This is a genomic window from Cellulomonas endometrii, assembly GCF_949769265.1.
GTDB classification, from domain to species: domain Bacteria; phylum Actinomycetota; class Actinomycetes; order Actinomycetales; family Cellulomonadaceae; genus Cellulomonas; species Cellulomonas endometrii.
Genome location: NZ_CATKPC010000004.1, coordinates 93,527 through 119,490, shown reverse-complemented (window position 1 = coordinate 119,490; position 25,964 = coordinate 93,527). Strand labels below are relative to the sequence as shown.

21 protein-coding genes and 1 pseudogene are annotated in these 25,964 nt (G+C 75.7%); 15 read left to right on the top strand and 7 right to left on the bottom strand.

The window, feature by feature from the left end:
- Window positions 1-9 precede the first annotated feature (9 nt).
- Window positions 10-1,311 (top strand): MFS transporter, encoded by a 1,302-nt coding sequence (locus QNH85_RS06470; RefSeq protein WP_282945397.1) that lies wholly within the window; start codon window positions 10-12, stop codon window positions 1,309-1,311.
- A 46-nt stretch (window positions 1,312-1,357) separates the two neighbouring features.
- On the opposite strand, the gene QNH85_RS06465 is transcribed toward QNH85_RS06470, so the two are convergent.
- The 3 genes from QNH85_RS06465 to QNH85_RS06455 all read right to left on the bottom strand — a co-directional run bounded on the left by QNH85_RS06465 (window position 1,358) and on the right by QNH85_RS06455 (window position 3,812).
- Window positions 1,358-1,714 (bottom strand): DUF1844 domain-containing protein, encoded by a 357-nt coding sequence (locus QNH85_RS06465; RefSeq protein WP_213283842.1) that lies wholly within the window; start codon window positions 1,712-1,714, stop codon window positions 1,358-1,360.
- A gap of 108 nt (window positions 1,715-1,822) precedes the next feature.
- Window positions 1,823-3,325, bottom strand: coding sequence for a catalase (locus QNH85_RS06460; protein ID WP_282945396.1), 1,503 nt, complete (start codon window positions 3,323-3,325; stop codon window positions 1,823-1,825).
- A gap of 112 nt (window positions 3,326-3,437) precedes the next feature.
- Entirely contained in the window at window positions 3,438-3,812 is a 375-nt protein-coding gene (locus QNH85_RS06455) for a Fur family transcriptional regulator (RefSeq protein ID WP_249669455.1), read from the bottom strand.
- Window positions 3,813-4,088: 276 nt separating this feature from the next.
- On the opposite strand from QNH85_RS06455, the pseudogene infC reads away from it, so the two are divergent.
- The 5 genes and pseudogenes from infC to thpR form a co-directional block, all read left to right on the top strand.
- A pseudogene (infC, locus tag QNH85_RS06450) lies at window positions 4,089-4,748 on the top strand (translation initiation factor IF-3); the annotation flags it as partial.
- Window positions 4,749-5,394: 646 nt separating this feature from the next.
- On the top strand, window positions 5,395-5,589 hold the full coding sequence (gene rpmI, locus QNH85_RS06445) for a 50S ribosomal protein L35 (RefSeq protein ID WP_213283610.1): 195 nt from the start codon (window positions 5,395-5,397) through the stop codon (window positions 5,587-5,589).
- Window positions 5,590-5,650: 61 nt separating this feature from the next.
- Window positions 5,651-6,037 carry a 50S ribosomal protein L20 gene (gene rplT / locus QNH85_RS06440; RefSeq protein WP_213283593.1) on the top strand — a complete coding sequence of 129 codons (387 nt, stop codon included), beginning with the start codon at window positions 5,651-5,653 and terminating at the stop codon, window positions 6,035-6,037.
- A gap of 381 nt (window positions 6,038-6,418) precedes the next feature.
- On the top strand, window positions 6,419-7,345 hold the full coding sequence (locus tag QNH85_RS06435) for a TrmH family RNA methyltransferase (protein WP_282945394.1): 927 nt from the start codon (window positions 6,419-6,421) through the stop codon (window positions 7,343-7,345).
- A gap of 55 nt (window positions 7,346-7,400) precedes the next feature.
- Window positions 7,401-8,030, top strand: a complete 630-nt coding sequence (gene thpR / locus QNH85_RS06430; protein ID WP_282945393.1) for an RNA 2',3'-cyclic phosphodiesterase — start codon at window positions 7,401-7,403, stop codon at window positions 8,028-8,030.
- Window positions 8,031-8,046: 16 nt separating this feature from the next.
- Here thpR and QNH85_RS06425 read toward each other — a convergent pair whose 3' ends face one another.
- Window positions 8,047-8,805, bottom strand: a complete 759-nt coding sequence (locus tag QNH85_RS06425; RefSeq protein WP_282945392.1) for a DinB family protein — start codon at window positions 8,803-8,805, stop codon at window positions 8,047-8,049.
- 301 nt (window positions 8,806-9,106) lie between these two features.
- Here QNH85_RS06425 and pheS point away from each other — a divergent pair, with 301 nt between their 5' ends.
- The 3 genes from pheS to QNH85_RS06410 all read left to right on the top strand — a co-directional run bounded on the left by pheS (window position 9,107) and on the right by QNH85_RS06410 (window position 17,157).
- Complete coding sequence (gene pheS, locus QNH85_RS06420) at window positions 9,107-10,171, top strand: phenylalanine--tRNA ligase subunit alpha (RefSeq protein ID WP_282945391.1); 1,065 nt, start codon at window positions 9,107-9,109, stop codon at window positions 10,169-10,171.
- Window positions 10,171-12,753 carry a phenylalanine--tRNA ligase subunit beta gene (gene pheT / locus QNH85_RS06415; RefSeq protein ID WP_282945390.1) on the top strand — a complete coding sequence of 861 codons (2,583 nt, stop codon included), beginning with the start codon at window positions 10,171-10,173 and terminating at the stop codon, window positions 12,751-12,753. The genes pheS and pheT overlap by 1 nt, the downstream gene beginning before the upstream one ends.
- Before the next feature lie 174 nt (window positions 12,754-12,927).
- The gene (locus tag QNH85_RS06410; protein WP_428830365.1) at window positions 12,928-17,157 is read left to right on the top strand and encodes an ExeM/NucH family extracellular endonuclease; all 4,230 of its coding nucleotides are present in this window, start codon (window positions 12,928-12,930) and stop codon (window positions 17,155-17,157) included.
- Window positions 17,158-17,241: 84 nt separating this feature from the next.
- Here QNH85_RS06410 and QNH85_RS06405 read toward each other — a convergent pair whose 3' ends face one another.
- The 3 genes from QNH85_RS06405 to QNH85_RS06395 are packed head-to-tail and all read right to left on the bottom strand — an operon-like array spanning window position 17,242 to window position 19,834.
- Window positions 17,242-17,988 (bottom strand): DsbA family oxidoreductase, encoded by a 747-nt coding sequence (locus tag QNH85_RS06405; RefSeq protein WP_282945388.1) that lies wholly within the window; start codon window positions 17,986-17,988, stop codon window positions 17,242-17,244.
- Complete coding sequence (locus tag QNH85_RS06400) at window positions 17,985-18,968, bottom strand: quinone oxidoreductase family protein (protein ID WP_282945387.1); 984 nt, start codon at window positions 18,966-18,968, stop codon at window positions 17,985-17,987. The genes QNH85_RS06405 and QNH85_RS06400 overlap by 4 nt, the downstream gene beginning before the upstream one ends.
- Window positions 18,969-19,024: 56 nt before the next feature.
- Complete coding sequence (locus QNH85_RS06395) at window positions 19,025-19,834, bottom strand: alpha/beta hydrolase (protein ID WP_282945386.1); 810 nt, start codon at window positions 19,832-19,834, stop codon at window positions 19,025-19,027.
- A gap of 66 nt (window positions 19,835-19,900) precedes the next feature.
- On the opposite strand from QNH85_RS06395, the gene argC reads away from it, so the two are divergent.
- Genes argC through QNH85_RS06365 form a run of 6 tightly spaced genes read left to right on the top strand, consistent with a single transcriptional unit; the run spans window position 19,901 to window position 25,950 of the window.
- Complete coding sequence (gene argC / locus QNH85_RS06390) at window positions 19,901-20,971, top strand: N-acetyl-gamma-glutamyl-phosphate reductase (RefSeq protein WP_282945385.1); 1,071 nt, start codon at window positions 19,901-19,903, stop codon at window positions 20,969-20,971.
- Window positions 20,968-22,149: a bifunctional glutamate N-acetyltransferase/amino-acid acetyltransferase ArgJ gene (gene argJ, locus QNH85_RS06385; protein WP_282945384.1), complete on the top strand. Its 1,182-nt coding sequence runs from the start codon at window positions 20,968-20,970 to the stop codon at window positions 22,147-22,149. Before argC ends, argJ begins: the two co-directional genes overlap by 4 nt.
- Window positions 22,146-23,168 carry an acetylglutamate kinase gene (gene argB / locus QNH85_RS06380; RefSeq protein ID WP_213283603.1) on the top strand — a complete coding sequence of 341 codons (1,023 nt, stop codon included), beginning with the start codon at window positions 22,146-22,148 and terminating at the stop codon, window positions 23,166-23,168. The genes argJ and argB overlap by 4 nt, the downstream gene beginning before the upstream one ends.
- Window positions 23,169-24,467 carry an acetylornithine transaminase gene (locus tag QNH85_RS06375; RefSeq protein ID WP_282945383.1) on the top strand — a complete coding sequence of 433 codons (1,299 nt, stop codon included), beginning with the start codon at window positions 23,169-23,171 and terminating at the stop codon, window positions 24,465-24,467.
- Window positions 24,464-25,399: an ornithine carbamoyltransferase gene (gene argF, locus QNH85_RS06370; RefSeq protein ID WP_282945382.1), complete on the top strand. Its 936-nt coding sequence runs from the start codon at window positions 24,464-24,466 to the stop codon at window positions 25,397-25,399. The genes QNH85_RS06375 and argF overlap by 4 nt, the downstream gene beginning before the upstream one ends.
- Window positions 25,396-25,950: an arginine repressor gene (locus tag QNH85_RS06365; RefSeq protein WP_213283605.1), complete on the top strand. Its 555-nt coding sequence runs from the start codon at window positions 25,396-25,398 to the stop codon at window positions 25,948-25,950. The genes argF and QNH85_RS06365 overlap by 4 nt, the downstream gene beginning before the upstream one ends.
- Window positions 25,951-25,964: the final 14 nt, after the last annotated feature.

Here is a 25,964-nt window from a genome sequence, read left to right as displayed (position 1 = left end):
AATCCTCGGGTGTCCCTCGCCCCCTACGCCCGCCTGCTGCGCCTGCCCGGTGTCCTGCCCCTGGTCCTCGTCGCCTTCGTCGCCCGCGTCCCGCACGCGATGACCGGGGTGGTGCTCACCCTGCACGTGGTGGGCCCGCTCGGCCTCGGGTACGCCCGCGCCGGCCTGGTCGCCGCGGCGATGACCGTCGGCGTGGCGATCGGGTCCCCGTGGCGCGGCCGCCGGGTGGACCGGCTCGGGCTGCGCCGGGCGCTGCTGCCCTCGGTGGTCATCGAGTCGGCGGTGTGGCTGATCGCGCCGCGGCTCGGGTACGAGGCGCTGCTGGTCGCGGCCGTCGTCGCGGGGGTGTTCCTGGTGCCGGTGTTCTCCGTGGTGCGGCAGTCGCTCGCGGTGCTGGTGCCGCCGGAGCAGCAGCGCACCGCCTACGCGCTCGACTCGGTGGGCACCGAGATGACCTTCATGCTGGCGCCGACCGTCGGGGTGCTCGTCGCGACCCAGGTGTCCACGACCGCCGCGCTGACGCTCGTCGGCGTCGCCACGGTGGGCGCCGGGCTGCTGCTCATGTGGTTCAACCCGCCGACGCGGTCCGCCCAGACCGGTGCGGGGCCCGCGCCCGCCGGTCGCCCCGGCCGCCTGCTCACCCCGGGCCTGCTCGTCGTCCTGGCCGCCGCGTCCGCCGCCGCCCTGATCCTCAACGGCACGGACGTCGGCATCGTCGCGGCGCTCGAGGGCTGGGGGCAGGAGCCCGCGGTCGGCTGGATGATCGCGCTGTGGTGCGTCGGGTCGGTCGTCGGCGGGCTGGTCTACGGCGCCCAGAAGCGCGAGCTGCACCCGCTGGCGCTGGTGGCCCTGCTCGGCGCGGCCACGCTCCCGGCGGCGCTCGCCCAGACGCAGGCCCAGCTGGCGGTCGCCGTCGTGATCGCGGGCCTCCCGTGCGCCGCGGCGCTGTCGGCGATCAACGCGTCGCTCGTCCGCATGGTCCCCGAGCACCGGCGCGGCGAGGTCATGGGCTGGAGCGGGACCGCCAACACGGTGGGGGCGGCCCTCGGTGCGCCGGTCGTCGGCGCGGTGATCGACTCGTTCGGCCCGTGGTCCGGGTTCGCGGCGGCGGGCGGTGTCGGGCTCGTGCTGTCGGTGCTGGGGCTCGTGGTGCTGGCGGCGGTGCGTCGCCGCTCCGGGGGCGTCGCGGCCGCGCCGGCGGTCGAGCGTGCCGGGACCGCGCCGGAGGGCGTCGTCCCGACGCCGGCACCCGCGGGTGCGGACGACGTGCCGGCCCGCCCGCTCCCGCAGGACGCGCCGACCGCCGGCTGACGCACCCCGCCGGGACCGCGCGGGGGCGGGCCGCCCGCGACGCGGGTCAGGACACGTAGCCCGTGAACTTCTCGCCGGGGCCCTCGCCGGGGGCGTCCGGGAACGGGCTCGCCTCGCGGAACGCGAGCTGCAGCGACCGCAGGCCGTCGCGCAGGGAGCGGGCGTGCTGGTTGCCGATGTCGGGGGCCGAGGCGGTGACCAGCGCGGCCAGGGCGGTGATCAGCTTCCGGGCCTCGTCGAGGTCCAGGTAGTCGCTGCCCGCGGTGTCGTCGGTGTCGGGGGACAGGCCGCACTTGACGGCGGCGGCGCTCATCAGGTGCACGGCGGCGGTCGTGATGACCTCGACCGCGGCGACGTCGGCGATGTCGCGGGTGGCGGTCGAGGGGTCGGGGGTCTCGCTCATGCGGGCGATCCTCTCATCGCCGGAGCGGCGACCGCGGCACGACGACGCCCGCCGCCCGGGACTGCTCCCGGACGGCGGGCGTCGTGCTGCAGGGCGCTGTCGCCCGGGTCAGGCGACCGGGGTGCTCGCGGTCGCGGGCTCGCCGGTCTCCTGCGGGGCGGTGCCGGCCAGCGCGGCGGCGAGCGCGGCGCCGAGGCCGGCGTCCACGTTCGTCCAGTACTGGACGGCGCGGGCGCGGATGACGTCGCTCTTCACGCCGCCCACGTGGCCGGTGATCGTCTCGAGGAACCGGGCGCGGGCCGCGTCGTCGAACACCTCGCGGTACAGCGTGCCGGCCTGGCCCCAGTCGTCGTCCTCCGGGTGCAGGGTCGCGGCGGAGCGCACCATCTCGCCGTCCGACTCCCAGCCGCCGGACTCGGCCGCGCGGGCCGGGTCCGCCGCCGGGCCGCCGATGGAGTTCGGCGCGTAGACCGGGACGTCGGGCGCGTTGAACGAGTACCGCGCGGCGCCGTCCTTGGAGTACGAGTGCACCTCGGACCGCGGCGCGTTCACCGGCAGCTGCTGGTGGTTCGTGCCGACGCGGTACCGGTGGGCGTCCGCGTAGGAGAAGATCCGCGCGAGCAGCATCTTGTCGGGGCTGGTCGCGATGCCCGGGACGAAGTTGCTCGGCGCGAACGTCGCCTGCTCGATCTGCGCGAAGTAGTTCTCCGGGTTGCGGTTCAGCTCCATCACGCCGACCTCGATGAGCGGGTAGTCCGCGTGCGGCCACACCTTCGTCAGGTCGAACGGGTTGAACCGGTAGGTCTTCGCGTCCTCGTACGGCATGACCTGGACCGACAGCGTCCAGCGCGGGAAGTCCCCGTCGGCGATGTGCTCGAACAGGTCGCGGATGTGGTGGTCCGCGTCCGACCCGGCCAGCTGCGCCGCCTCGTCCGCCGTCAGGTTGTCGATGCCCTGCTGCGTCGTGAAGTGGTACTTCACCCAGAACCGCTCGCCGGCCGCGTTGATCCACTGGTAGGTGTGCGAGCCGAAGCCGTCCATGGTCCGCCACGACCGCGGCAGGCCGCGGTCGCCCATCAGCCAGGTGACCTGGTGCGCCGACTCGGGGGACAGGGTCCAGAAGTCCCACTGCATGTCGTTGTCGCGCAGGTTGGAGCCGGGCAGGCGCTTCTGCGAGCGGATGAAGTCGGGGAACTTGATGCCGTCGCGCAGGAAGAACACCGGGGTGTTGTTGCCGACCAGGTCGTAGTTGCCCTCGGACGTGTAGAACTTCAGCGCGAAGCCGCGGGGGTCCCGCCACGTGTCGGGGGAGCCGTGCTCGCCGGCCACGGACGAGAACCGCGCGAGCATCTCCGTGGCGACACCCGGCTGGAACAGGGCCGCGCGGGTGTACCGGCTGACGTCGCCCGTGGTCGTGAAGGTGCCGAAGGCTCCGCCGCCCTTGGCGTGCACGACGCGCTCGGGCACGCGCTCGCGGTTGAACTGCGCGAGCTTCTCCACCAGGTAGTGGTCGTGCAGGACGATCGGGCCGTCGGCGCCGACCGACAGCGAGTGCGCGTCGGAGGCGACCGGGGCGCCGGAGTTGCTGGTGGTGGGGTGGACCTGGGTCACACGTGTCCTTCCGGGTCGGCGGCACGCCGTGCGAGGGCGTGCCGGGGACCGGTGGGGCGGGGTCGCCCGACCGGTGGTCAGTGGTGATCGGTGGTGCTGCGCCGGTGCGGGGTCAGCCCGCCGCGCGGCAGTCGGGGCACAGGCCCCAGAACGTGACCTCGGCGGTCTCGACCGTGAAGCCCGAGGTGGAGCTGGGTGTGAGGCAGGGCGCCTCGCCGACGGCGCAGTCGACGTCGCCGACCGCCCCGCACTGCCGGCAGACGATGTGGTGGTGGTTGTCGCCGACGCGCCGCTCGTACCGGGCGGGGTGCCCGGCGGGCTCGATGCGACGCAGGATCCGGGCGTCGGTGAGGGCGTGCAGCACGTCGTACACCGCCTGGACGGAGACCGTCGGCAGGGCGGTGCGGGCGTGCCGGAGGACGGCGTCCGCGTCAGCGTGCGGCAGCGCCTCCACGGCCTCGAGGACCGCGAGGCGGGGCGCCGTCACGCGGAGCCCGCGCTCCCGGAGGACGTCGGCGGGCGACGCAGGCGCTGGCGGCGCCGGCGGCGTCCCCGGTGCGTGCTGGTCGAGTGTCACGAGCACCACCTTGGCACGCTTTCTGGAATGGTTCAAGGAGGTATCTGACGGCGTGTCACGTCGGCCCGCGGGCGCGGTCGGCTCCCGACCCGGCCGGGGCGCGGGCTCTGGTACAGTTGTCTGCGACTGGCCTGGGTCGGACTGCGTCCTCGCACTCGCGGGACGCCGGACGATCCAGGTGCACAAGTGGAGCTGATCCCACCTGAGTCCCGCCCGACCGGTTCGCCGGCGACAGGGTCCAGGTCCCGGTCCAGGCCGTGCGCCCCTCGCGGGGAGCCCGGCCCGACGGCGTACCGCCTCGCGTGGCGCGCCGTGGATCCGATCGGCCCCCGCCTGTGCCCAGGTCCGGGGGCCGTCCTCGTTCCTGGCGGTCGTCACGACGACTTCGAGGAGCACCACATCAGCGAGCCCCGCATCAACGATCGGATCCGCGTCGCCGAGGTCCGCCTGGTCGGCCCGAACGGCGAGCAGGTCGGCATCGTCCGCGTGGAGGACGCACTGCGCCTGGCCCAGGACGCCGACCTCGACCTGGTCGAGGTCGCCCCGGACGCCCGTCCGCCCGTCTGCAAGATCATGGACTACGGCAAGTTCAAGTACGAAGCAGACATGAAGGCCCGCGAGGCCCGGCGCAACCAGAGCAACACGGTTCTCAAGGAGATCCGGTTCCGGCTCAAGATCGACCCGCACGACTACGGCACCAAGAAGGGCCACGTCGAGCGGTTCCTCGCCGCGGGCGACAAGGTCAAGGTCATGATCATGTTCCGTGGCCGTGAGCAGTCGCGCCCCGAGATGGGCGTGCGCCTGCTGCAGCGGCTGGCGGCCGACGTCGCCGAGCTCGGCTTCATCGAGAGCATGCCGAAGCAGGACGGCCGCAACATGATCATGGTGCTCGGCCCGGTGAAGAAGAAGGCCGAGCAGAAGATCGAGCAGCGCAAGGCCCGCGCCCAGCGCGAGCCGCTGCCGCAGGCCGCCGAGGACGAGGCCGTGCAGGACGAGGCGCCGCAGACCGCGGCCCCCGCCGCTGCGCCGGCCGCTGCCCGGCACCCGCCGCTGCCCCGGCTCCCGAGCCGGCCGCCGCGCCGGGCCGGAGGCCGAGCCCGCTGCTCCGGCCCCTGCCGCCGCGCCCGCGCCCGCTGCTGCGCCGCGTCCGGCTGCGGCGCCGAAGCCCGCACGGCCCCGAGGCCGGCTGCCGCGCCCGCCCGGCCGCCGCCCCGAAGCCCGCCACGGCGCCGAAGCCGGCCACCCGGCCCGCGACGCCCGCCGCACGCCCGACCCCCAGCCCCGCGGCCGGGACGACGGCGACGCCCACCCCGCGGCCCGCGCCGCGGCCGGCACCCAGCCCGCGCCCCTCGGCGCGACCGGCCCCCCGGGGCCAGTCGTCCGGCGGGTCGCAGAACGCCTGACCAGCACCACCATCGCCCGGACCCCGCCGGGACCGGACGGACGAGTCGCGCCCCTCGGCGCGATGCGACGACAAGGAGACACGGCAGCCATGCCGAAGAACAAGACGCACTCCGGTGCGAAGAAGCGCTTCCGGATCACCGGAACCGGCAAGATCATGCGCGAGCAGGCCAACGCCCGCCACCTGCTGGAGCACAAGTCCAGCCGTCGCACGCGCCGCCTCGCGGCCGACCAGGTCATGTCGCCCGCCGACGCCCCCAAGATCAAGAAGCTGCTCGGCAAGTGACCCGTCGGCGCGCGAGCGCCGCGGCCCCACGCCGACCTGATAACGAAGCAAGGAGCATCACGTGGCACGCGTGAAGCGGGCGGTCAACGCCCAGAAGAAGCGCCGGGCAACCCTCGAGCGCGCCAGCGGCTACCGCGGGCAGCGCTCGCGCCTGTACCGCAAGGCCAAGGAGCAGGTCACCCACTCCCTCGTGTACGCCTACCGCGACCGCAAGGCGCGCAAGGGCGACTTCCGCAAGCTGTGGATCCAGCGGATCAACGCGGCGGCGCGCGAGCAGGGCATGACCTACAACCGCCTCATCCAGGGCCTTAAGCTCGCGGGTGTGGAGGTCGACCGTCGCGTGCTGGCCGACATGGCCGTCAACGACGCGCCGGCGTTCAACGCGCTGGTCCAGGTCGCCAAGAACGCGCTGCCGGCCGACGTCAACGCGCCGCGCGCCGCGGCCTGACGCACCGCAGCACCCGCGCAGCGCCGGTCCGCCGGCGCCACGCATCCTCGAGACCCCCGCGAGCCCCCGGGCACGCGGGGGTCTCGCGCGTCCGGAGAGCCCCGGGCGCGGGTCTGCCCCTCCCCGGCCGGGGGGCTGAGCCCGGAGGCGAGTGCGCCTCGGGGTGGGGACTGCGCCCGGTAGCGGAGACTGCGCCCGCTGCAAGGGGCGCAGTCCCCGCGGAGGGGCGCAGTCCTTGTGCGGGGGCGGTTGCGGGGCGACCGCCGGAGCGGCGTGCCGGGGCGGCCTGCCGCACGGGTGCCGGGACGGGCGGTGCCGGGATCGGCCGGCCGGGGACGGCGCGGGCGCCGGCCGGTCGGACCGGTGCGGGAGGATGGTCCCGTGTCCAGCACCTCGCACGCCGGCCCCGGGGCCGCTCGCCCGCCGCTCGCCCCCCTGCTCGCGAACCCGCACGCCGACCGCGTGAAGGCCGTCCGTGCCCTCGCGGCGCGTGCGGGCCGCCGGCGCGCGGGCCGGTACCTGGTGGAGGGGCCGCAGGCGGTGCGGGAGGTCGTGCGCTGGGCGCCGCACCTCGTCGTCGACGTGTACCTGACGCAGGAGGCCGCCGACCGGTACGCGGAGATCGTCGAGGACGCGGCGGCGGCCCGGCTGCACCTGCACCTCGGCACCGACGAGGTGCTGACCGCGATGTCGCCCGACGCGCAGGGTGTCCTCGCGGTCGCGGACGCCGCACCGGGGGAGCGCCGCCCGGACGACACCGGCCTCGTCGGCCCGCTGGACGCCGGCGCCCTCGACGCCGTGCTCGCCACCCGGCCGTCGCTCGTCGCCGTGCTGGCGCGCGTGCGGGACCCCGGGAACGCCGGGACGGTGATCCGCGTCGCGGACGCGGCCGGTGCGGACGCCGTGGTCATCGCCGGGGAGAGCGTCGAGGCGACGAACCCGAAGGTCGTCCGGTCCACGGCCGGCTCGCTGTTCCACCTGCCGGTGGTGTCCGGGGTCCCGGTCGCGGACGCGGTGGTCGCCCTGCGCGCCGCCGGGCTGGCCGTGCTCGCGGCGGACGGCTCCGGGGACCTCGACCTGGACGACCTGCAGGACGCCGCCGCCCGGGACGCCGGGACGGGTGCCGCGGCCGACCTGCGCGCCCCGACCGCCTGGCTGTTCGGCAACGAGGCGTGGGGTCTCCCGTCCGAGGACCGCGACCGCGCCGACGCCGTCGTCCGGGTGCCGCTGCGGGGGCGGGCGGAGTCCCTGAACCTCGGCACGGCGGCGGCCGTCTGCCTGTACGCCTCGTCGCGCGCGCACCGCTGACGGTCGGGAGCGCGCGCCCCGCGCCCGGTCACCCCGGGTCGGGCATGCTGGTGCGGTGCGCGTCTTCGCGGGCCTGTGGCCCACACCGGAGGTCCGGCAGCACCTCGCCGGGGCGCTGACGACGGCGATCGGCGTCGACCCCGAGGCGGCACCGGGGCGCTCCGGCCCGGACGGGGTCCGGTGGACGGCGGCGGAGAACTGGCACGTCACGCTCGCGTTCTTCGGCGACCTCGGCGAGGGCCGGGTGGACCTGCTGGCCGAGGAGCTCGCCGACGTGGCGGCCGGCGGGCACCCGTTCGACCTGGCCCTGACGGGCGCCGGGGTGTTCGCGCACCGGACCCTCTGGGCGGGCGTCGGCGGGGAGGTGGAGGCCGTCCACGCGCTGGTCGACGGCTGCCGGGTCGCCGGGGAGGCCATCGGTGCCCGGCAGGACGACCGCGTGCGGTCCCGCCCGCACCTCACGCTCGGCCGGGTCGCGCAGCCCCGCGGGGGCCGCCGGCGCCGGGACCTGGCGGTGCCCGACCCGGGCGACCTTCTCGTGCACGCGCTGGCGGTGTACCGGGGGCCGCGGTGGCCGGTCACGGAGCTGGTGCTCGCCGAGTCGCGTCCGGGCGAGGGGCGCGCGGGCGGGCCCCTGTACCGGACCCTCGCGGCGTGGCCCCTCGGGGCCGAGGGCGCGGCCTGACCCGGCGCGCCGCCGCTCAGCCGGCCGCGGGCCGCCCGGCGATCACGTCGAGGTCGCGGACCGCGTAGCGGTGGTGCTCCCACTCCTCCTCGAGGACCACGTGCAGGCACGACAGCACGGTCTCCGGCTGCCCCGGGGCCCAGGGGTTCGCGCGGGTCTCCGCGAGCAGCTCGGGCGTCGCGTCGGCGAGCAGGTCCCGCACCATCGCGACCCGGCCGGCGCGCACCTCGAGCACCTCGGCGTACGTCGGGGCCCGCGTGGTGAACACCGACGCGTCGTAGCCGTCCGTCGCGTACTCGGCGTTCGGGAGGCCGTACGGGTGGTACGGCTGATCCACCCCGAGGACCGCGCCTCGCAGCCACGTGTCGGTCGCCATCACCAGGTGACGCAGGGTCTCGGCGAACGACCACTCGCCCGCCACGGACACGTCGACCGTGCCGGCCGGCATCGCGGCGACGCGCTCGAGCGTGGCCTCCCAGGTGCGCTCGACGGCCGCCCACGCGGCACGCAGGCCGTCGGGGTCGTCGGCGCGCCGGGCGGAGCGGCCCGGGAACCGCCGGTCCAGCTCGGCCCGGACGAACGGCACCACGTCCACCCCGTTGACGAGCAGGGAGCCGCCGTCGAGCAGCCACGGGGCGTCCAGGTCGGCGCCGTCCAGCTCGACACCGCGCATGACCGCCCCCGACAGGTCCGCCCGCACGAACCGGGCGCCGCGCAGGTCGGCGTCGACGAGCTGCGCGGCGCCGTCGTCCGGACCCGTTGGTGCGGCGGCCATGGTCTCTCCTCGTCGTCCGCCGGGAAAGGGTGGCCCGCGGCCCGGGCCCCTGTGGCAGCATGGCACGCGTGACTGACACGCCCTCGCGGTCGAGCCGCCGATTTCCCGGGCCCGTTCCCGGGTCCGTCGTCGGCTCCCGCTGACGCGCAGCACAGGTCCCGTCCGGCTCCGCCGCGGACGGTTCCCGGGCCCCGGAGCGGGCGCCACTAGACTCGCCCGTTGGCCGGTGCGTTCGCGCGGGGTGCACCCCCGCTGCGACCGTCGCGCCGCCGCTCCCGCTGTGCCAGCAGAGAAGGTCTGGATGTCCACGCCCGACACACCCCTGTCCCCGCTCGACGCCGACGCCGTCGAGCACGCCGTGTCCGACGCGCTGGCGGCGCTCGCCGCCGCGCGCGACCTCGACGAGCTGAAGGCCGCCCGCCTCGCGCACACCGGCGAGCGGAGCCCCCTGGCCCTCGCGAACCGTGCCATCGGCGGCCTGGCCCCGGCCGACAAGGCCGTCGCCGGGAAGACCGTGGGCCAGGCGCGCGGCCGGGTCAACGCCGCGATCGCCGCCCGGGAGGCCGAGCTCGCCGCCGAGCGCGACGCCCGCGTGCTCGCGGAGGAGTCGGTCGACGTCACGCTGCCGTCCGACCGCCGGGCCCGCGGCGCCCGCCACCCCCTGGAGCTGCTGCAGCAGCGCGTCGCCGACGTGTTCGTCGCCATGGGCTGGGAGATCGCCGAGGGCCCCGAGGTCGAGGCCGAGTGGTTCAACTTCGACGCCCTGAACTTCGGCCCCGACCACCCCGCCCGGCAGATGCAGGACACGTTCTACGTCGCCGCGCCGGACGGCGAGCCGGACCCGCACCTGGTGCTGCGCACGCACACCTCGCCGGTGCAGGCGCGCAGCCTGCTCGAGCGGGACCTGCCGCTGTACGTCGCGTGCCCGGGCCGGGTGTTCCGCACCGACGAGCTCGACGCGACGCACACCCCGGTGTTCCACCAGGTCGAGGGCATCGCGGTCGACAAGGGCCTGACGATGGCGCACCTCAAGGGCACCCTGGACCACTTCGCGAAGGCGATGTTCGGCCCGGACGCGCGGACGCGGCTGCGCCCGTCGTTCTTCCCGTTCACGGAGCCCAGCGCCGAGATGGACCTGTGGTTCCCGCAGAAGAAGGGCGGCCCCGGCTGGATCGAGTGGGGCGGCTGCGGGATGGTCAACCCCAACGTCCTGCGCGCGGCGGGCGTCGACCCCGAGGTGTACTCCGGCTTCGCGTTCGGGATGGGCATCGAGCGCACGCTCATGCTGCGTCACGAGATCGCGGACATGCACGACATGGTGGAGGGCGACGTGCGCTTCTCCACCCAGTTCCGGGCGGTGATCTGATGCCTCGCATCCCCCTGACGTGGCTCGCCGAGCACGTCGAGCTCCCTGACGACATCACGGCCGAGCAGCTCGCCGCCGACCTGGTCCGCGTGGGCCTGGAGGAGGAGGCCGTGCACCCGGCCGCCGTCTCGGGCCCGCTCGTGGTCGGGCGCGTCGTCGAGCGCGTGCCGGAGCCGCAGAAGAACGGCAAGACGATCAACTGGTGCCAGGTCGACGTGGGTGACCACAACGGCACGGCCGAGGACGGCTCGCGCACCCCGCGGGGCATCGTGTGCGGCGCGCACAACTTCGACGTGGGCGACCACGTCGTCGTGGCGCTGCCCGGCACGGTGCTGCCCGGCCCGTTCGCGATCGCGTCCCGCAAGACCTACGGCCACGTCTCGGACGGCATGATCTGCTCGTCCCGCGAGCTGGGCCTGGGCGAGGACCACGACGGCATCATCGTGCTGTCGGAGCTCGGCATCGAGGCCGCCCCGGGGACCGACGCCCGCGCCCTGCTGGGGCTCGGCGAGGAGGTCCTGGAGATCAACGTGACCCCGGACCGCGGCTACTGCTTCGCGATGCGGGGCGTCGCCCGTGAGTACTCGCACGCGACCGGTGCGGTGTTCACCGACCGCGGGCTGGTCGGCGCGGCCGGTGCGGACGGCGTCGCGACGACGGGCGGCTTCGCGGTGGAGCTGCGCGACGAGGCGCCCGTGCACGGCGTCCCGGGCGCGGACCGGTTCGTCGCGCAGGTCGTGCGGGGCGTCGACGCGAGCGCGCCGTCGCCGTCGTGGATGCAGCAGCGCCTGACGCAGGCGGGCATGCGCCCGATCTCGCTGGCCGTCGACGTCACGAACTACGTGATGCTCGACCTCGGGCAGCCGCTGCACGCCTACGACCTGGCCACCCTGGCGGAGCCGATCGTGGTCCGCCGGGCGCGCGCGGGGGAGCGGCTGACGACGCTCGACGGGGTCGACCGGGCGCTGGACGCCGAGGACCTGCTCATCACCGACGGGCCGGACGCCGGGCGCGTGCTCGGGCTGGCCGGCGTGATGGGCGGTGCGGACACCGAGGTGTCCGCGTCCACCACCGACCTGCTGATCGAGGCCGCGCACTTCGACCCGGTGACGATCGCGCGCACCGCCCGGCGGCACAAGCTGCCGAGCGAGGCGAGCAAGCGGTTCGAGCGGGGTGTCGACCCGCAGCTGCCGCGCGCGGCGGTGGCCCGGGTCGTCGAGCTGCTCGCCGAGCACGGCGGCGGCACGCCCGACCCGGTGCTCACGGACGTCGACCGCACGACCCCGCCGCCGGTGCTGACCCTGCCCGTGGCCCTGCCCGGCCGGCTGATCGGCCTGGACCTGGACGTCGCGGCGGTCACCGGGTACCTGCGGGCGATCGGCTGCACGGTCGGCGAGGTCGTCGGTGCCGGGGCGGACGCCGTGGTGCCGGTGACGGTGCCGACGTGGCGTCCCGACCTGACCGAGCCGGTGGACCTGGTCGAGGAGGTCGCGCGCCTGCACGGGTACGACGTCATCCCGTCGGTCGTGCCGCGCTCGCCGGTCGGGCTCGGGCTGACGACCGCGCAGCGCCGCCGCCGCCGCGTCGCCGACGTGCTGGCGGACACGGGCTGGGTCGAGACGCTGTCCTACCCGTTCGTCGGGACCGCGCAGCTCGACGCGCTGTCGCTGCCCCAGGACGACGAGCGCCGGTCGATGCTGCGGCTCGCGAACCCGCTGTCGGAGGAGCAGCCGTACCTGCGCTCGTCGCTGCTCGTGACGCTGCTCGACACGGCGCGGCGGAACGTCGCGCGCGGGACCACGGACCTCGCCGTGTTCGAGGTCGGCGCGGTGACCCTGCCGCGTGCGGGCACGGCCTCGGCCCCGGTCCCGCCGGTGGCCGCGCGTCCCTCGGACGACGTGCTCGACGCGATCCGCGCGGCCGTTCCCGCCCAGCCCCGGCACGTCGCCGGCGTGCTGACCGGCCTGCGGGAGCCCGCCGGCTGGTGGGGCGCCGGGCGTGCGGCCGACCACGCCGACGCGATCGACGCGGTCCGGCTGCTCGGCGAGACCCTGGGCGTCGAGCTGCTGGTCGAGGCCGACACCGACCGGGCGCCCTGGCACCCCGGCCGCTGCGCGCGGTTCCGCACGGTCGACGGGGCGCTCGTGGGCCACGCCGGCGAGCTGCACCCGAAGGTCGTGACGGCGCTCGGCCTGCCCGCCCGGGCGTGCGCGTTCGAGGTGGACCTCGACGTGCTGCTCACCGCCGCGCCGCGCGGTGAGGTCGTCGCCCACGAGGTGTCGACCTTCCCGGTGGCCAAGGAGGACGTGGCGCTCGTCGTGCCGGACTCCGTGCCGGTGGCGGACGTGCTGGCGGCGGTGCGCGACGGCGCGGCCGCGAGCTCGGCGGGCGACGTGCTCGAGAGCGCGCGGCTGTTCGACGTGTACGCCGGCGAGCAGGTGGGCGCCGGGCACCGGTCGCTCGCGTTCGCCCTCCGGCTGCGCGCGGCGGACCGCACGCTGACGGCGGACGAGACCGCGGCGGTGCGCGAGGCGGTCGTCGCGGAGGCGCAGCGGCGGTTCGGCGCGACGCTGCGCGCGTAGCACCGGTACGACGACGGCCCCCACCGGACGTGCGCCCGTGCCCCGCCGTGACGCCCGTCCGGACCACCCCCGGCGCCCCGGCGTTCACCCGATCGCAACCTTCGTGTCCCTCCCTCGTGCTTGTCTATCCGGACATACCGCCCATACGTTGTCACCGGCTGTGTGACGACTGTGATGCGGCCTGCTGACGAGGGCATCGCCCCGGGGGATCGGAGAACATCGGTGAGCGCTGTACGCACACGCACGAGGTGGGTGGCGAGCCTCGCCGCCGTGGGGGCGTTGGTCGGGGTACCCCTCGCCGCGACCCCCGCGGTCGCGGCGGAGGACACGCACACGATCGCGCAGGTCCAGGGGACGGGCGACGCCTCCCCGCTGGCCGGGCAGACCGTCACGACGACGGGAGTGGTCACCGCGGTCTACGCGACGGGCGGCTACCGCGGGTACGTCATCCAGACGCCGGGCACCGGCGGCGGCACCGACCCGGCGGCGCGGACGGCGTCGGACGCGGTGTTCGTCTTCTCGCAGGCGACGGCCGGCGCCGTGGCGATCGGCGACCTGGTGCAGGTGACCGGCGCGGTCTCGGAGTACCAGGGCCTGACCGAGATCACCGTCGCGAGCACCGCCGGCCTGGTGCACCTGGACGGCGACGCGGCCGTCGAGCCGGTCACCGGCACCTGGCCCGCGGACGCCGCGGCCCGCGAGGCGCTGGAGTCGATGCTCTACCTGCCGTCGGGCGACCTGACGGTGACCAACACCTACAGCACGAACCAGTACGGCGAGGTCGGCCTGGCCGCCGGGGCGACGCCCCTCCTGCAGCCCACCGAGGTCGCGCGCCCCGGCACCCCGGAGTACGACCAGGTCGTGGCGGAGAACGCCGCGCGCGCGGTGGTGCTCGACGACGGCGCCAGCACCAACTTCCTGTCGGCCGCGAACACCGGCCTGACCCCGCCGTACGTGTCGCTGGAGGACCCGGTGCGCGTGGGCGCGGCGGCGACCTTCACCGCCCCCGTGGTCGTGGACTACCGCAACAACCTCTGGAAGCTGAACCCGACGCTGCCGCTGGACGCCGCGAACCCCGCGTCCGTCCCGGTGACCTTCGAGGACGACCGCACCGCGGCGCCGGAGGACCTGGGCGGCGACGTGACGGTCGCGTCGTTCAACGTGCTCAACTACTTCACGACGCTCGGCGCGGACACGGCGTCCTGCGTCGCGTACCCGGACCGCACGGGCGACCCCGTCACCGTGCGCGAGGGCTGCGACCAGCGCGGCGCGTGGGACCCCGAGGACCTGCAGCGCCAGCAGGACAAGATCGTCGCCGCGATCAACGCCCTGGACGCGGACGTGGTCGGCCTGATGGAGATCGAGAACTCCGCCCGGGTCGACGGCGTGCCCGACGAGGCCCTCGCCACCCTGGTCGAGGCACTGAACGCCGCCGCGGGCGCGGGGACGTGGGCGTACGTGCCCTCGTCGGCCGAGCTGCCTGCGGCGGACCAGCAGGACACCATCACCAACGCGCTGATCTACCGCCCGGCGGCCGTCGAGACCGTGGGCGAGGCCCGCGCGCTCGGCACGCAGTCCGGCGACGACCAGGCGTTCGGCAACGCGCGCGAGCCGATCGGTCAGGCGTTCGCCCCGGTCGGCGGCGGCGAGGAGCTGTTCGTGGTGGTGAACCACCTGAAGTCGAAGGGCTCGGCCGGCCCGTGGGCGGGCGACGCCGACACCGGCGACGGCCAGGGCGCGTCCAACGAGTCCCGCGTCCGGCAGGCGCAGGCGCTGCGCGACTGGGTGCCCACGGTGCAGGGCGACGCCGAGGCGGTCGCGCTGCTCGGCGACTTCAACTCCTACACCCAGGAGGACCCGCTGCAGGTGCTGTACGAGGCGGGCTACACCGACGCCACGACGGCGCTCGACGCGGGGGAGTACTCGTACTCGTTCTCCGGCCTGTCGGGCTCGCTGGACCACGTGCTGCTGAACGCGGCGGCCCTGGACCGGGCGACGGGCGCGGACGTCTGGAACATCAACGCGGGCGAGTCCGTGGCGCTGGAGTACAGCCGCTACAACGCGCACGGCACGCTGTTCTACGCGCCGGACCCGTACCGGTCCTCCGACCACGACCCGGTGCTCGTCGGGCTCGACGCGGGCGACACCGCCCCGGACGGCCCGGTGGACCTCACGCTGCTGAACATCAACGACTTCCACGGCCGGATCGACGCCAACACGGTGGCGTTCGCGGGCACGGTCGAGCAGCAGCGGGCCCAGGCGGAGGCGGCGGGCGGCGGCGCGCTGTTCCTGTCCGCCGGCGACAACATCGGGGCGTCGCTGTTCGCCTCCGCGGTCGCCGACGACCAGCCGACGATCGACGTGCTGAACGCCCTCGACCTGGGGGCGTCCGCGGTCGGCAACCACGAGTTCGACCGCGGGTTCGCCGACCTGGTCGACCGCGTGATTGCGGGCGGCACGAACGCCGAGTTCCCGTACCTGGGCGCCAACGTGTACGCGAAGGGCACCCAGGACCCGGCGCTCGACGAGTACGCGCTGATCGACGTGGACGGCGTGCAGGTCGGCGTCGTCGGCGCCGTCACGCAGGAGACGCCGTCCCTGGTCAGCCCCGGCGGCATCGCGGACCTCGACTTCGGGGACCCGGTGGACGCCGTCAACCGCGTCGCCGCGCAGCTCTCCGACGGCGACGAGGCGAACGGCGAGGCCGACGTCGTCGTCGCGGAGTACCACGAGGGCGCGGGGGCCGGCACGCCGGACGGCGCGACCCTGGAGGAGGAGATCGCCGCGGGCGGCGCCTTCTCGGAGATCGCGACGCTCACCTCGGCCGACGTGGACGTGGTGTTCACCGGCCACACCCACAAGCAGTACGCCTGGTACGGCCCCGCCGCACCGGACACCGAGGGCGAGTGGACCCGGCCGATCGTGCAGACCGGCTCGTACGGCGAGAACATCGGCAAGGTCACGCTGACCTACGACCCGGCGACCGACGCCGTCTCCGCGCTCGCGGGCTCGAACGTCGCGCGCCTCGCCCCCGCGGCCGGCCAGACCCCGGCCGACTTCCAGGCCGCGCTCGTCGCGCAGTACCCGCGGGTCGCGGAGGTCAAGTCCGTCGTGGACGCGGCGATCGCGGCCGCCGCCGTGGTGGGCAACCAGCCGAAGGGCTCGGTCACCGCCGACATCACCACCGCCTACTCGGGCGGCGGCTACACCGGTCCCGGCGGCACGTACGTCGGCACCACGCGTGACGACCGCTCGAAGGAGTCCGCGCTGGGGAACCTGGTGGCCGACGCGCTGCTGGAGACCCTGGCGTCCGACGAGCGGGGCGGCGCGCAGATCGGCGTCGTCAACCCCGGCGGCCTTCGGGCCGAGCTGCTGTACGCGCCCGACGGCACGATCACCTACGCCGAGGCCAACGCGGTCCTGCCGTTCGTGAACAACCTCTGGACGACGACGCTCACCGGCGACCAGGTCGTCACGATGCTCGAGCAGCAGTGGCAGACCAACGCGGACGGCACCATCCCGTCGCGGCCGTACCTGCAGCTCGGTCTGTCGGACAACGTCTCGTACACCTACGACGAGACCCAGCCGCTGGGCAGCCGCATCACCTCGGTGACGGTCGACGGCGCGCCGATCGACCCGGCCGCGGAGTACCGGATCGGGACGTTCTCGTTCCTGGCCCAGGGCGGCGACAACTTCCGGGTGTTCGCCGAGGGCTCCGGCACCGCCGACTCCGGGCTGATCGACCGGGACGCGTGGATCGCGTACCTCGAGGCGAACCCGGGCCTGTCGCCCGAGTTCGACGAGCGGGCGGTCGGCGTCCCGGCCCTGCCCGAGGAGGTCGCCGCGGGCGAGGAGCTCGCGTTCCCCGTGACGGGGCTGGACCTGACCAGCCTCGGCGCCCCGCAGAACACCTCGCTCGACGTGCAGCTGGACGGCACGTCGATCGGCTCCGCGGCGGTCACGGCCGGCGCGGCGCAGGTGGCCGTGACCGTCCCGGCGGGCACGACGGCCGGGGCGCACACCCTGACCCTCGTCGCCGCGCCGAGCGGCACGACGGTGACGCTGCCGCTCACCGTGGCGGAGCCGGAGGGCCCGGTGCTCACGCCCTCCACGACGACGCTGTCGGCCAGCCGGTCGACGCAGCCGTACGGGAGCTGGCTGCCCACGCTGCTGGTCGCGCGGGTCCAGGTCGAGGGCACGTGGTTCCCGTCCGGGACGGTCGAGTTCCGCGAGGGTGACCGCGTGATCGGCCGGTCGCCGGTGGTCCTGGGCCTCGCGCTCGGCACCGTCCCGCGCACGGCGCCGGTCGGGGGGCACCAGTACACGGCGACGTTCGTGCCCTCGAAGCCGGACGTGGTCGCGGGCAGCACGAGCGCCCCGGTGACGGTGACCGTCCGGCGCTGACCCGCCGGAGGCCGGTACGACGAGGCCCCGCCCCCCGGGACGCTCCCGGGGGGCGGGGCCTCGTCGTGCGAGGGGCCGGCCGGCTCAGATCGCGCAGCCGTCGGGCCCGCAGGCCTCGCCCTCGGCGGTGCCGGCCAGCGTCGGGATGGTCACCCGCGGGTGGGCGTCCTGCCACGCCTGGGCGAGCAGGCGGGCGAACACCTCGACGGGCTGCGCGCCCGAGACGGCCAGCCGCCGGTCGGCGACGAAGAACGGGACGCCCTGTACGCCGATGGCCGCAGCCTCGGCCTCGTCGGCGCGGACGGCGCCCGCCCCCGCACCGGACGCCAGCGCCGCGCGCACGGCGTCGGTGTCGAGCCCGGCCTCGCCGGCGACGGCCACCAGCACGTCGAGGTCGTCGACGACGCGGCCGTGCTCGAAGTGGGCGCTCATCAGCCGCTCGACGACGTCCGCCGCCGCGCCGGCGCCGCCCAGCTCGCCCGCGACGTGCACGAGCCGGTGCGCGTCGAAGGTGTTGGCCGGGACGACCGCGTCGAAGTCGTACGCCAGCCCGACCTCGGCGGCCACGGCCGTCACCTGCGCGAACATCTGCCGGACCTGCTCCACGGGCATGCCCTTGCGCTCCGCGAGCATGGTCGCCTCGGTCAGCCCGGGGTGCGCGGAGGACGGCTCCGCGTCGGGCTGCAGCTCGAAGGACCGCCACGTCACGCGGACGTGCTCGCGGTGCTCGAAGGCCTCCAGCGCGGCGGCGAACCGGCGCTTGCCGATGTAGCACCAGGGGCAGGCGATGTCGGACCAGATCTCGACGGTCAGCTCGGTCGTGTTCGTCATGCGGTGAGGAGCACCTTTCCGGTGGTGGCGCGGCCCTCGAGCGCGCGGTGCGCCTCGGCGGCCTCGGTGAGGGGGAACGTCGCGCCGACCCGGACGTCGAGCGTGCCGGCGGCGACGGCGTCGAACAGCTCGCCGGCCCGCCAGGTCAGCTCCTCCCGGGTGGCGGTGTGGTGGCCCAGGGTGGGCCGGGTGAGGAACAGGGAGCCCAGGGCGTTGAGCCGCTGGGGGTCGAACGGCGGCACGGGGCCGGACGACGCGCCGAACAGCGCGAGCCCGCCGCGGCGGCGCAGCGACGCCAGCGAGGCCTCGAAGGTGTCGCGGCCGACGCCGTCGAACACCGTGTGCATGCCCGCACCGCCCGTGAGGTCCCGCACGATCTCCGGCAGCTCGGTGCCGAGGTCGCCGAGCTCGGTGTACCGGATGACCTCGGCGGCCCCGGCGGCGCGGGACAGCGCCTCCTTCTCGGCGGAGCCGACGGTCGTGATCACGCGCGCGCCGCGGGCGACGGCGAGCTGGGTGAGCAGCAGGCCGACGCCGCCGGCGCCCGCGTGCACCAGCACGTCCTGGCCGTGCTGCACCGGGAACGTCGAGGTCACGAGGTAGTGCGCGGTCATGCCCTGCAGGGGCAGCGCGGCGGCCACCTCGTCGCCCACGCCGTCCGGCACGGGCAGCGCGATCACCTCCGGCACCACGACGAGCTCCGCGTAGGACGACGGGGCCGACGCCCACGCGACGGTGTCGCCGACCGCGAAGTCCCGGACCTCGCGGCCCACGGCCTCGACGACGCCCGCGCCCTCCGAGCCGGGGACGTGCGGGAACGGCATCGGGTAGGTGCCGTTGCGGTGGTAGACGTCGATGAAGTTGACCCCGGCGGCGCTCACCCGCACGAGCAGGTCGCGCGGCCCGAAGAACGGGTCGGGGATCTCGTCGGGCGCGAGGACGTCGGGCCCACCGGGCTCCGTGGCGAGGACTGCGTGCATGTGGCCTGCAACGGCGCGGGCCGGCGGGGCATTCCGGCCAGCGTCCCGGGGCGGCGTCAGCGCACGACGGAGCCGATGCCCTGCTCGCCGAGCCAGCGCACCGCCGCGAACGTCCACTCGCCCGCGGTCTGGCCGATCGCGAGGTTCAGGCCGTGCGCTCCGCGGGGGAACACGTGCAGCTCCGCGGGGACGCCGTGCCGCCGCAGCGCCCGCATGGCGGTGAGCGAGTGCTCGACGCCGACCGCGGCGTCCTCCGCGGTGTGCCACAGGAACGTCGGGGGCGTCGCCGCGTCCACGCGGTTCTCCACGGACAGCGCCCGCGCCGGGGCGTCGTCGGGGCTCCCGACCAGGTTCAGCCGCGACCCGAGGTGCGGGTGGTCGACCAGGGAGATGACCGGGTAGCAGAGCACCGCGGCGTCCGGCCGGCGCACCTCCGCGGGGTCGATCCCCGCCAGCGCCGCGGCGTCCGCGAGCTCGGCGTCGGTGGCGGTCGCGGCCGTCCCGGCCAGGTGCCCGCCCGCCGAGAACCCGAGGACCGCGACCGGCCCGTCGACCGGCTCGCCCCCGCGGCGGCCGGCGCGCAGGTCGGCCAGGGCGATCAGCACCTCGTGCAGCGCCGCCGGGTAGCGGGCGGGCGCCACGGGGTAGTCGAGCCAGTGCGCCCGCACCCCGGAGGACGCGAGGAACGCCGCGACGGGGCCGGCCTCGTCGGCCGCGCGCATCTGGTAGCCGCCACCGGGCAGCACCAGCACCGCGCCGCGCCCCGGCCCGGCGACGGGGGGACCGTCGTGCAGGACGGCACGGGCGGCGGAGTCGGGCTGCGCGGCAGGGTCGGGCACGGCGGGAGCGGGGGTCTCGGACGTCACCCGCCCGACCCTAGACGCGCGGCACCCCGCACCTGCATGGATAGGTGTGCATCCGGATGTATGCTCATGCACATGTCCTTCTCCGTCGCGGTCGCCGGCGCCTCCGGGTACGCCGGCGGCGAGACCCTGCGCCTCCTGCTCGGGCACCCCGACGCCGAGATCGGCGCGCTCACCGCGCATTCCAACGCCGGCACCCGCCTCGGCGCTCACCAGCCGCACCTGCGGGCGCTCGCGGACCGGGTCCTGACCCCGACGTCCGTCGACGAGCTCGCCGGCCACGACGTGGTGGTCCTCGCGCTGCCGCACGGCGCCAGCGGGGAGATCGCCGCGGCGCTCGCGGACCGGGGCGACGACGCGCTCGTGGTCGACCTCGGCGCGGACCACCGGCTCACCGACCCCGAGGCCTGGCGACGGTTCTACGGCACCGAGCACGCCGGGACCTGGCCGTACGGCATGCCCGAGCTGCTGCACGCGGGGGAGTCCGCGCCGTCGGCGCAGCGCGCCGCGCTGGCGCGGGCCCGCCGGATCGCCGTCCCGGGGTGCAACGTCACCGCCGTGACGCTCGCGCTCCAGCCGGGCGTCGCCGCCGGCCTCGTCGACCCCGCGGACGTCGTCGCCGTGCTGGCCGTGGGCTACACCGGCGCCGGCCGCACCCTCAAGCCGCACCTGCTCGCCTCCGAGGCGCTCGGCTCCGCGCAGCCGTACGCGGTCGGCGGCACCCACCGGCACATCCCCGAGATCGCGCAGAACCTGGGTGTCGCCGGCGCCGCGCGCACCGGCCTGTCGTTCACCCCGGTGCTCGTGCCGATGTCCCGCGGCATCCTCGCCACCGTGACGGCCCCGCTCGCCCCCGGCGCGGACGCCGCGTCGGTGCGCGCCGCGTGGGAGGCGGCCTACGGCGGCGAGACGTTCGTCGAGCTGCTGCCCGAGGGGGAGTGGCCCACGACCGCCGCCACCACGGGCGCGAACACCGCCCTCGTGCAGGTGGCGGTCGACGAGGCCGCCGGCCGGGTCGTCGCGCTGTGCGCCCTGGACAACCTGGTCAAGGGCACCGCGGGCGCCGCGGTGCAGTCGCTGAACGTCGCGCTCGGCCTGCCCGAGCGCACCGGACTGACCACCGAGGGAGTCGCCCCGTGACCGACATCGAGCCGCAGGGCGTCACCGCCCCGGCCGGATTCCGGGCCGCCGGCGTGACCGCGGGCCTCAAGGCCTCCGGGAAGCCGGACGTCGCGCTGGTCGTCAACGACGGCCCCCTGCAGGTCGCCGCGGGGGTGTTCACCTCGAACCGCGTGGTCGCCGCGCCGGTGGTCTGGTCGCGCCAGGCGGTGTCCGACGGCGTCGCCACCGCCGTCGTGCTGAACTCCGGGGGCGCCAACGCCTGCACCGGCCCCGAGGGCTTCCTCGACGCGCACCGCACCGCGGAGCACGTCGCCGAGGTGCTGGGCGCCTCGGCCGGGGACGTGCTCGTCTGCTCGACCGGCCTGATCGGCGAGCGGCTGCCGATGGACCTGCTGCTCGGCGGGGTCGACGCGGCGGCGGGCGCGCTGTCCGCCCAGGGCGGCCCGGACGCGGCGACCGCGATCATGACCACCGACACCGTCGCGAAGACCACCGCGGTGGTCGGGGACGGCTGGACCGTCGGCGGGATGGCCAAGGGCGCGGGCATGCTCGCCCCCGGGCTGGCCACGATGCTCGTGGTCCTCACCACCGACGCGGTGGTCACCGCGGAGCAGGCCGACGCCGCGCTGCGCGGGGCCACGCGCACCACGTTCGACCGGGTGGACTCCGACGGCTGCATGTCGACGAACGACACCGTCCTGCTGCTCGCGTCCGGCGCGAGCGGCGTGACCCCGGACCCCGAGGCGTTCGCCACCGCCGTCGCGGCCGCGTCCGCCGACCTCGCCCGGCAGCTCGTCGGCGACGCCGAGGGCGCCTCGCACGACATCGCCGTCACGGTGACCGGCGCGACCAGCGAGGAGGCCGCCGTCGCGGTCGCCCGTGCGGTCACCCGGTCGAACCTGTTCAAGGCCGCGGTGTTCGGCAACGACCCGAACTGGGGCCGCGTGCTCGCCGCCGTCGGGACGGTCCCGGAGGACGTCGCGCCGTTCGACGCCGCGCTGCTCGACGTCGCCATCAACGGCGTCCAGGTGTGCCGCGCCGGCGGCGTCGGTGACCCCCGCGAGGGCGTCGACCTGGCCGCGGCCCGCGAGGTGCGCGTCGACGTCGACCTGCACGCCGGCGACGCCACCGCGACCGTCTGGACCAACGACCTGACGCACGACTACGTCCACGAGAACAGCGCGTACTCGACATGAGCGACACCACCCCGGTCCCCGAGGACTTCGTGTTCAACACCCGCACGGACCTGCGCCCCGACCAGAAGGCCGAGGTGCTGATCGAGGCGCTGCCGTGGCTGCAGCGGTTCGCGGGCGCCCTCGTGGTCGTGAAGTACGGCGGCAACGCGATGGTGGACGACGACCTCAAGCGGGCGTTCGCGGAGGACATGGTGTTCCTGCGCCAGGTCGGCCTGCGGCCGGTGGTCGTGCACGGCGGCGGACCGCAGATCAACGCCATGCTCGACCGGCTCGGCATCGCGTCCGAGTTCCGCGGCGGGCTGCGCGTGACGACCCCCGAGGCGATGGACGTCGTCCGCATGGTGCTCACCGGCCAGGTGTCGCGGGAGCTGGTCGGGCTGCTGAACGCGCACGGCCCCTACGCGGTCGGCCTGTCGGGCGAGGACGGCGGCCTGCTCCGGGCCCGGCGCCGCACCGCGACGGTCGACGGCGAGCAGGTGGACGTCGGCCAGGTCGGGGACGTCGTCGAGGTCAACCCCGGTGCCGTGCACGACCTGCTGGACGCGGGCCGCATCCCCGTCGTCTCGACCGTCGCCCCCGACATCGACGACCCGACGCAGGTGCTCAACGTCAACGCCGACACCGCGGCGGCCGCGCTGGCCGTCGCGCTCGGCGCCCGCAAGCTGATCGTGCTGACCGACGTCGAGGGGCTCTACACGAGCTGGCCGGACCGCACCTCGCTGGCCCGCCGGATCCGCGCCGGCGAGCTCGCCGACCTGCTGCCGTCCCTCGACGCGGGCATGCGGCCGAAGATGGAGGCGTGCTGGCGCGCGGTGCAGGGCGGCGTGGGCCGCGCGCACGTCATCGACGGCCGGCAGGCGCACTCCATCCTGGTCGAGGTCTTCACGTCCGACGGCATCGGCACGATGGTGCTGCCGGACGACGAGCCGGTGCCCTCGCCGTTCACCGCCCCGATCCCGCAGGTCGCGGCCCCGGCGGTCGACGTCCCGACCCTCCACCAGAACCCCGAGGTGAGCTGAGTGACCGAGCAGCACCTGACGCCGGAGCCGCCCGACTTCGCCGCGCTCGCGGGCCGCGACTCCGTGGCGCACTGGACCGAGCGGTACGGCCACGCGCTGATGGACACGTTCGGCGCGCCGCAGCGCGTGCTGGTCCGCGGCGAGGGCCCGTACGTCTGGGACGCCGACGGCACGCGCTACCTCGACCTGCTCGGCGGCATCGCGGTCAACTCCCTGGGGCACGCGCACCCGACCCTGACGGCGGCGATCTCGGCGCAGCTGGGCACGCTCGGCCACATCTCGAACTTCTTCGCGAGCCCGACGCAGATCGCGCTCGCCGAGCGGCTGCTGGAGGTCGCCGACGCCCCCGCGGGCTCCCGGGTGTTCCTCACGAACTCCGGCACCGAGGCGAACGAGGCGGCGTTCAAGATGGCGCGCCGCAACAGCGAGGGCCCGGGCGGCGTGCGCCGCACCCGCGTCCTCGCGCTCGAGGGCGCCTTCCACGGCCGGTCGATGGGGGCGCTGGCCCTGACCTCCAAGGCCGCCTACCGCGAGCCGTTCGAGCCGCTGCCCGGCGGCGTGGAGTTCCTGCCGTTCGGCGACACCGCCGCGCTGGAGGCCGCGTTCGAGGGTGCCGACGGCGACCGGGTCGCCGCGGTCTTCCTGGAGCCGATCCAGGGCGAGGCCGGCGTCATCCCGCTGCCGCCCGGGTACCTGGTCCGGGCGCGCGAGCTCACCGAGGCCCACGGCGCCCTGCTGATCCTCGACGAGGTGCAGACGGGCATGGGCCGCACCGGCACCTGGCTCGCGCACCAGCACGCGCACCTCGGCGGCGGCATCCGCCCCGACGCGGTGACGCTCGCCAAGGGGCTCGGCGGCGGGTTCCCGGTCGGCGCCGTGGTCGCGTACGGGGAGCGGGCGGCCACGCTGCTCGGCCGCGGGCAGCACGGCACGACGTTCGGCGGCAACCCCGTCGCGTCCGCCGCGGCGCTGGCCACGATCGGTGTCGTCGAGCGGGACGGGCTCCTGGCCCACGTCACCGACCTGGGCGCCTGGTGGCGGTCCGAGATCGCCGGCCTGGGCCACCCGCTGGTCGCGGAGGTGCGCGGGGAGGGCCTGCTCATCGGCATCCAGCTCACCGACGCGGTCGCCGCCGACGTGGCCGCCCGAGCCCTGGCCGCCGGGTTCATCGTCAACGCCTGCACGCCGAGCACCGTCCGGCTCGCCCCGCCGTACGTGCTGACCCGCGAGCAGGCGGCGACGTTCACCCGGTTCCTCGCGGACCTGCCGCACGACCTGGGTCAGGAGCACGGCGCATGACCCCCCGGAGCTTCCTGCGCGACGACGACCTGAGCCCGGCCGAGCAGGCCGAGGTCCTGGAGCTCGGCCTCGCGCTGCGCGCCGACCGGTTCGCGAAGCGGCCCCTCGAGGGGCCCCGCGCCGTCGCGATCATCTTCGACAAGCCGACCCTGCGCACCCAGGTGTCCTTCACGGCCGGCGTCGCCGAGCTCGGCGGGTACCCGCTGGCCGTCGACGGCAACCTGGCGCGGATCGGCGTGCGGGAGTCCGTCGCGGACACCGCGCGGGTGCTCGGGCGGCAGGTCGCCGCGGTCGTCTGGCGGACCTACGCGCAGTCCCGGCTGGAGGAGATGGCGGCGCACGCCGGCGTCCCGGTCGTGAACGCGCTGACCGACGACTTCCACCCGTGCCAGATCCTCGCGGACCTGCTCACGCTCGCGCAGCACTGGGGCGGCGTGCCCGCGCTGGCCGGCCGCACGCTCGCGTACACCGGCGACGGCTCGAACAACATGACGCACTCCTACCTGCTCGGCGGAGCGACGGCGGGGATGCACGTGCGGATCGCCACGCCCGCCGCGTACCAGCCCCACGCGGACGTCGTCGAGGCCGCGGCCGCGATCGCCGCGCGCACCGGCGGCTCGGTCGAGGTGACCGACGACCTGGCGAAGGCCGTCACGGGCGCGGACGCGGTCGCCACCGACACCTGGGTGTCGATGGGGCAGGAGGCCGAGGCCGCGGAGCGCGAGCAGCCGTTCGTCCCGTTCCGGCTCGACTCGGCCGCCCTGGCCCTCGCGGCGCCCGGCGCGCTGGTGCTGCACTGCCTGCCCGCCTACCGCGGCAAGGAGATCACCGCCGAGGTGCTGGACGGTGAGCAGTCGGTGGTCTGGGACGAGGCCGAGAACCGGCTGCACGCGCAGAAGGCGCTGCTGACCTGGCTCCTGGAGCGCTCGTGACCGCCGCCACCGGCCCCGTCGAGGAGCCGCTCGCCACCACGGGCCGCGTCCCGGCGACCAAGGCCGCCCGGCACGCGCTGATCCGCGACCTGCTGTCCCGGCAGTCCGTGCACTCGCAGTCCGAGCTCGCCGACCTGCTGGCCCACCAGGGCGTGACGGTCACGCAGGCCACGCTGTCCCGCGACCTCGTCGAGCTGCGCGCGGTGAAGATCCGCACGCCCACCGGCGCGCTCGCCTACGCGGCGCCGGGGGAGGGCGGCGACCGGACCCCCGCGCCCGTCGTGGACGCCGAGGCGCTCGCCTCCCGGCTGGCCCGGCTCTGCTCCGAGCTGCTGGTCACCGCCGAGGCGTCCGGCAGCCTCGTCGTGCTGCGCACCCCGCCCGGCGCGGCGCAGTTCCTGGCCTCGGCCATCGACCACTCCGTCCTCCCCGGCGTGCTCGGCACGATCGCCGGGGACGACACCGTCCTCGTCATCGCCCGCGAGGGCGCCGACGGCCCCGAGGGGACCGCGCTGGCGGCCCGGTTCCTCGAGCTCGCGACGACCGGCTGACGCCCCGTCGCCCC

Coding starts and splice junctions, on each gene's coding strand:
- QNH85_RS06465 (WP_213283842.1), bottom strand. CDS start 1,714: ATGAGCGAGACCCCCGACCCCTCGACCGCCACCCGCGACATCGCCGAC.
- rpmI (WP_213283610.1), top strand. CDS start 5,395: ATGCCGAAGAACAAGACGCACTCCGGTGCGAAGAAGCGCTTCCGGATC.
- QNH85_RS06425 (WP_282945392.1), bottom strand. CDS start 8,805: ATGGCCGCCGCACCAACGGGTCCGGACGACGGCGCCGCGCAGCTCGTC.
- pheS (WP_282945391.1), top strand. CDS start 9,107: ATGTCCACGCCCGACACACCCCTGTCCCCGCTCGACGCCGACGCCGTC.
- pheT (WP_282945390.1), top strand. CDS start 10,171: ATGCCTCGCATCCCCCTGACGTGGCTCGCCGAGCACGTCGAGCTCCCT.
- QNH85_RS06410 (WP_428830365.1), top strand. CDS start 12,928: ATGCGGCCTGCTGACGAGGGCATCGCCCCGGGGGATCGGAGAACATCG.
- QNH85_RS06405 (WP_282945388.1), bottom strand. CDS start 17,988: ATGACGAACACGACCGAGCTGACCGTCGAGATCTGGTCCGACATCGCC.
- QNH85_RS06400 (WP_282945387.1), bottom strand. CDS start 18,968: ATGCACGCAGTCCTCGCCACGGAGCCCGGTGGGCCCGACGTCCTCGCG.
- argC (WP_282945385.1), top strand. CDS start 19,901: ATGCACATGTCCTTCTCCGTCGCGGTCGCCGGCGCCTCCGGGTACGCC.
- argB (WP_213283603.1), top strand. CDS start 22,146: ATGAGCGACACCACCCCGGTCCCCGAGGACTTCGTGTTCAACACCCGC.
- argF (WP_282945382.1), top strand. CDS start 24,464: ATGACCCCCCGGAGCTTCCTGCGCGACGACGACCTGAGCCCGGCCGAG.